Genomic DNA, 5,804 nt, shown 5'->3' on the forward strand with positions numbered 1-5,804 from the left:
CCCAATTCCGATGTGGATTGAGGATTTCAGTGAAGTTAAACAACAATTTGATCTATGGAGAAATCAAGGTATTGAAAACCTCCATGAATTTCTAAGCCAAAATAAAAATTTAATTATTGAATGTGCCCATAAAATTAAAATTGTTCGTGTGAATCAAAAAACATTAGAACTTTTTGAAGCAAGAACTCACGAAGAGCTATATTCGAATTTAAATCTTATTTTTAAAAAAGAAATGTTTGAATCACATATTAATGAATTAGAAGAACTATGGAATGGTAAAACCCATTTTTCAAGTACGACTGTAAATTACACTTTATCAGGCAAACGTATTGATGTTCAGTTAAGAGGATCAATTTTACCCGGTTCTGAATCAACCTTTGAACGTGTATTAATTACCACCGAAGACATTACTCCTTATCAAAATGCACTTCGTGAAGAAGAAAAAAATCGTCGCTTGGCTGAATCCATGTTTATCTACTCACCCACGTCTCTTTGGGTCGAAGATTTCAGTCGTATAAAAAATAGAATTGATCAACTCAGATTATTAGGTATTGAAGATTTTAGAACTTTTCTAGATGTTCATCCTGAATTTGTCCGCCAGTGTGTAGAAGATATTCTAATTTTAGATGTTAATCAGGCCACTCTTGATTTATTTAAGGCTCCTGATAAGTCGACACTTTTGAGAAATACACATAAGATTTTTGCTGAAGAGATGATTGAAACCTTTCGTGAGCAGCTCATCGAATTATGGCAAGGTAATATTCATCATAAGCGTGAAGCCATTAACTATGCCTTAGATGGCCAAATGAGAAATGTATTACTTCAATTTACCGTTTTTCCTGGATATGAAGAGACTTGGGGACTGGTACAGGTTGCACTTACCGATATTACCGCACGAAAAAAAGCGGAAAACTATCTTGAATATCTAGGGCAACACGATGTCCTGACCAAACTATATAACCGTGCTTTTTTTACAGAAGAACTTAACCGTTTAAACCGAAGCATTATTCGACCTGTTTCTTCAATTTTCTTAGATATGAATGGATTAAAAGAAACAAATGATCAGTTTGGTCACGATATTGGGGATGGTTTATTGCGTCGCGTTGGAAATATTTTAACTCAGGCCATTTTAAATACACCCTATACGGCTTCTAGAATAGGTGGCGATGAATTTGTGATTTTAATGCCAGGGGCAGATGAGGCGAATGTTCTTATTATGCTTCAAACCATTCAGGAGCTTTTTAATATCGATAATCAATATTATTCAAGCCACCCCATTAGCATCGCAATTGGATATGCGACAACTCAAGCAAATGAACAAATTGAGGACATGTTAAAGCGAGCTGACCATCACATGTATCAAAAGAAAAAAAACTACTATCAGGAAATTTTATTTAATCAATAAAAAAACAGGCATATTGCCTGTTTTTGAGCTTAACGTTTTCCCATAGAACGACGAGTACCACGTGGAGGCATCCATGTTCTATCTGCGTATTGCTCTGGTTTCGGACGCACTTGGTTGTGTACCGCGTCGTCGGCTTCATTGCTTTCATTCGGCATTGGGAATGGCAATTTCACCAAAGCCTTTTTCTGTTTTGGCTGTTGCTCAGTCATGATTCATTCTCGAAATTTCGATTGCGACTTATTATAAATGATTTTTGTCATTTCTTTCCAAAAAAGCTTCAATTGAATAAAACAGCAACAACATCTTTCTTAAATCAAACTTTTTTACATCTAAAAATACCCACATCCGCAAATTGCTTAATTTTTGCGATAAGATAGTATGCTTTTTATTTTTTAATCCCATAAGAGGAATATTGCCGTGGACGTACGTCTTTCTGATCGTGTCAATGCTATCAAACCGTCCCCTACACTTGCTGTAACCAATAAAGCTGCTGAACTTAAAGCTGCTGGCAAGAACGTGATTGGTTTAGGTGCTGGCGAACCAGACTTTGATACCCCTCAACACATCAAAGATGCTGCAATTGAAGCAATTAATAATGGTTTCACCAAATATACGGCTGTAGATGGTACTCCTGGGTTAAAAAAAGCAATTATTGCTAAATTTAAGCGTGATAATAATCTCGATTATCAAGCGAATCAGATTTTGGTTTCATGTGGTGGTAAGCAGAGCTTCTTTAACTTGGCTCTTGCTCTATTAAACAAAGGCGATGAGGTTATCATTCCAGCACCTTTCTGGGTAAGCTATCCAGATATGGTCATTATTGCTGAAGGTACTCCAGTAATCGTGAAATGTGGTGAAGACCAACGTTTCAAAATCACTCCTGAACAATTAGAAGCAGCTATTACTCCTAACACCCGTTTAGTTGTATTAAACAGCCCATCTAACCCAACAGGTATGATTTATAGCAAAGCTGAATTAGAAGCTTTAGCTGAAGTTTTACGTCGTCACCCACAAGTATTTGTTGCATCTGACGATATGTATGAACCAATTCGTTGGGAAGATGAGTTCTACAACATCGCAACTGTTGCTCCAGATTTATATGATCGTACGATTGTTTTAAATGGTGTTTCTAAAGCATATGCGATGACAGGTTGGCGTATTGGCTATGCAGCCGGCCCAGCAAAAATCATTGGCGCAATGAAAAAAATCCAGTCTCAATCAACTTCAAACCCAACTTCTATTTCACAAGTTGCTGCTGAAGCTGCATTGAATGGTCCTCAAGACGTACTTCAACCAATGATTAAAGCGTTCAAACGCCGTCATGACTTAGTCGTAAACGGCTTGAATGAAATCAAAGGGATTTCTTGCTTGCCTGCTGACGGTGCTTTCTATGCCTATGCAAACATTCGCCCTCTTATTCGTGCAAAAGGCTTAAAATCTTGCACAGAATTCTCTGAATGGTTACTAGAAGAAACTGGTGTAGCAGTAGTGCCTGGTGATGCATTTGGTCTAGGCGGTTTTATGCGTATTTCATATGCAACAGCTGACGAAGTGCTCGTTGATGCGTTAGCACGTATCAAAAAAGCTGCTGACTCAATTGAAGGCGTAGATGCTGCAATTGCTTCTATTGAAGCTGAAAAAGCTGCGAAATAATTTGTACATATAAAAAAGGCCTCAAAATTGAGGCCTTTTTTATAATTAGAATTATTCTGGGTTAAACAAGGCGACCACCTCGGCTTCAGTCATTTTTTTTGTATTATTTTTAAAGGCATAAAAACTGGGTTTTGAATCAATAAAAATTTCCAGATCTAACTTTAAGTCATCTACTGGTTCATCTAAAGAAAATGCATTAATGTTGCAGTAGCCTTGATCCTTAGTTCTCCAAAAAATTGTAGTTCCACAAGCGTTGCAAAAGCCTCTTTCTCCCCATCCGGAAGAGTTAAAAATACTCAGATGCTCTTGTTGAATAAACTTTAGACTGCCTTGTACAACATCAATCGTCATAATAACACCACTGGTTTGTCGGCGGCACATCGAACAATGGCAAACATGCACATCATGATTTTTTAGCTCTACCTTAAATGTAGTCTTACCACATAAACATTGACCGTTCATTATTATTTCCCATTGATAAGTTTTATATTTTTAATTTCATAAAATATTCTGTCTAATTAAAATTTACAAGTTTGTAAACTATAACTGAACTTATCACTTCATTTTTCTAACTTGACAATAGTACTTTTACATCATAATTTAAAATTAAGTTCCATTTAAGAACTTACAAAATTAAAGGACTCAAAAATGAAAAATCCCATGGAAATGACTGGTCTTGAATTTTTACAAGCGATGATTGATGGCCATATTCCAGCAGCAAGTATTAGTAAAACCATACCTATGCAACCTACTGAAATTTCAGAAGGTTCTGTTACTTTTAAAGCGCAAGCAGATCATAACCATCTAAATCCACTCGGGGGCGTACATGGTGGCTTTGCTGCTACAGTTTTAGACTCTGTAACTGGCTGTGCAATACATACTATGTTACCTGCGGGTGTAGGCTATGGCACAATCGATCTTAACGTAAAAATGTGCCGCCCAATTCCTAAAAATCATCCTTTAATTGCGATAGGAAAAGTCATTAACTTAAGTAGAAATTTAGGTATTTCTGAAGGAAAAATTATTGATGAGGAAGGAAAACTGTATGCCTATGCTACAGCAACCTGCATGGTTATTCGTCCATAATCATCAAAGGCAGCCTTAAACCGCTGCCTTTTTTATTGGATAATCTGAAGTATCTGGACGTTCACAAGTTTGTGCAATCACATAGGGTGCCCAAATATTGTTAAGTTGAAGTTCTATAATTTCTTGATGCTCAGTAGACCAAGCTAACACTTTATTTTTACCCAACAATAATTCCCCTTCCAATTGAAAAATATAGAGAGATTTAGAGGAGTTTAATAATTTCGAGCTTTTTAAAATTTTAAGTGAATTATGCACATTCCATTTAGAACTAAACCAAAGTTGTAGTAAATCCCCTAAATATAAATTCTGTTTTTTGAAAGGATAAGCATCAATCCATGCATCTTCTACAGGTGTGTAATAAGATTCTGATTGAGTTAAGACATTAAGATAATTTTGTTGATAAAAATCAAAATTAGAAAAAATAGAAGCAATCATAAGCGTTTTCATACTTATCTCCGATTTAGCCATTTTAGTGCTGGCAAGTTGGTTTAAATCCACACTGTTTGAATTTCTTCAAACGCTTGTTCTGTTTTGAATCTAGCAATTGAACTTTTAAAGCGCAAGTAATTTCTTAGCTCACTGCCCAACTGGTTAAATAAAAACCATACAGCACAAAAATGTAGTCAACATGACAATTTACACTTGACCCTTCTCAAAATCTCCTTATAATCGCATGCAGATTCTCCCATAGCTCAGTCGGTAGAGCGACGGACTGTTAATCCGCAGGTCCCTGGTTCGAGCCCAGGTGGGAGAGCCAAATACTAAAAAGCCCGCAGCATTAAAGCGGGCTTTTTTTTGCCTTAAATTTATCAATATCTATAAAAAATCCCCTATCAACACATAGAGGATTTAATTTTCATGCTTAAACGACTTACTTGATTTAATGATCTAATCTAAGTTTAAAGAATATATTCCTTGCTTAAATCATTATTCCATTTCAACTACTTTTAAAGGATTAAAAGACTGAGTGGTTGGCATCATTTCAATACGGTTAATATTAATATGTGAAGGTTGTGAAGCAACCCACGCTACCGTATTTGCAATATCTTCAGGCAAAATTGGATTCTTTTTATCATACAGATTGTTCACTTTCTCCTGATCACCTTTAAAACGCACTAAAGAAAATTCTGTACCACCGCAAAGCCCCGGCTCAATATTAGTTACTCGAATGCCTGTACCAGACAAATCAGCTCGCAGATTTAAACTAAATTGCTCCACAAATGCTTTAGTTGCACCATAAACGTTACCACCCGGATATGGGTATGTACCTGCAATTGATCCCATATTGATAATTAAACCAGATTTTTTGTTCACCATACTCGGTAAAATTAACCGCGTAACGGTAATTAAGCCTTTAATATTGGTATCAACCATGGTGTACCAATCATCTAAATCTGATTTATCTGCTGACTCCAACCCTAATGCTAGACCAGCATTATTAACCAATAGATCAATTTGACTAATTTGAAATTCGGCTGGTAACTCAGCCAATGCTTTATTTATATTTTCTACGCTATCTGTCATATCAAATACTAAGGGATAGAACTTTTCACCAAGTTCTTGTTGTAATTCTTTTAGCTTTTCTGCCCGTCTTCCACAGCCAATAACTTTGTAACCTAACTCAATTAGTTTTTTTGAAATACTATAACCAAAGCCCGCA

At 36.1% G+C, this 5,804-nt stretch carries 6 protein-coding genes, 1 tRNA gene and 2 pseudogenes; 4 read left to right on the forward strand and 5 right to left on the reverse strand.

Features of this window, described 5'->3' with window-relative positions; all coding sequences use genetic code 11:
• Nucleotides 1-1,402, forward strand: a pseudogene (locus NL42_RS05790) (sensor domain-containing diguanylate cyclase); the annotation flags it as partial.
• 32 nt (nt 1,403-1,434) lie between these two features.
• Here the strand turns inward: NL42_RS05790 and NL42_RS05795 are convergent.
• Nucleotides 1,435-1,614 carry a hypothetical protein gene (locus tag NL42_RS05795; RefSeq protein ID WP_252612335.1) on the reverse strand — a complete coding sequence of 60 codons (180 nt, stop codon included), beginning with the start codon at nt 1,612-1,614 and terminating at the stop codon, nt 1,435-1,437.
• 208 nt (nt 1,615-1,822) lie between these two features.
• Here NL42_RS05795 and NL42_RS05800 point away from each other — a divergent pair, with 208 nt between their 5' ends.
• Nucleotides 1,823-3,058: a pyridoxal phosphate-dependent aminotransferase gene (locus NL42_RS05800; RefSeq protein WP_209831289.1), complete on the forward strand. Its 1,236-nt coding sequence runs from the start codon at nt 1,823-1,825 to the stop codon at nt 3,056-3,058.
• Nucleotides 3,059-3,109: 51 nt separating this feature from the next.
• Here the strand turns inward: NL42_RS05800 and NL42_RS05805 are convergent, their stop codons facing one another.
• Nucleotides 3,110-3,520, reverse strand: a complete 411-nt coding sequence (locus NL42_RS05805) for a GFA family protein (RefSeq protein WP_461312076.1) — start codon at nt 3,518-3,520, stop codon at nt 3,110-3,112.
• A gap of 186 nt (nt 3,521-3,706) precedes the next feature.
• On the opposite strand from NL42_RS05805, the gene NL42_RS05810 reads away from it, so the two are divergent.
• Nucleotides 3,707-4,144 (forward strand): PaaI family thioesterase, encoded by a 438-nt coding sequence (locus tag NL42_RS05810; protein ID WP_461312077.1) that lies wholly within the window; start codon nt 3,707-3,709, stop codon nt 4,142-4,144.
• Nucleotides 4,145-4,159: 15 nt separating this feature from the next.
• On the opposite strand, the gene NL42_RS05815 is transcribed toward NL42_RS05810, so the two are convergent.
• Entirely contained in the window at nt 4,160-4,591 is a 432-nt protein-coding gene (locus tag NL42_RS05815) for a hypothetical protein (protein WP_461312078.1), read from the reverse strand.
• 41 nt (nt 4,592-4,632) lie between these two features.
• Nucleotides 4,633-4,767: pseudogene (locus NL42_RS05820) on the reverse strand (hypothetical protein); the annotation flags it as partial.
• A gap of 58 nt (nt 4,768-4,825) precedes the next feature.
• On the opposite strand from NL42_RS05820, the gene NL42_RS05825 reads away from it, so the two are divergent.
• A tRNA-Asn gene (locus NL42_RS05825) sits at nt 4,826-4,901 on the forward strand.
• A gap of 170 nt (nt 4,902-5,071) precedes the next feature.
• Here the strand turns inward: NL42_RS05825 and NL42_RS05830 are convergent.
• Nucleotides 5,072-5,804, reverse strand: a 733-nt coding sequence (locus tag NL42_RS05830; protein WP_461312079.1) for an SDR family NAD(P)-dependent oxidoreductase, incomplete at its 5' end; no start/stop codon positions are given.

The sequence above is a fragment of the Acinetobacter sp. GN11 genome, assembly GCF_054823985.1.

Bases quoted from the DNA above. Each gene is read 5' to 3' on its own strand.
- NL42_RS05805 (WP_461312076.1), bottom strand. From the start codon at position 3,520: ATGAACGGTCAATGTTTATGTGGTAAGACTACATTTAAGGTAGAGCTA.
- NL42_RS05815 (WP_461312078.1), bottom strand. From the start codon at position 4,591: ATGAAAACGCTTATGATTGCTTCTATTTTTTCTAATTTTGATTTTTAT.
- NL42_RS05795 (WP_252612335.1), bottom strand. From the start codon at position 1,614: ATGACTGAGCAACAGCCAAAACAGAAAAAGGCTTTGGTGAAATTGCCA.
- NL42_RS05810 (WP_461312077.1), top strand. From the start codon at position 3,707: ATGAAAAATCCCATGGAAATGACTGGTCTTGAATTTTTACAAGCGATG.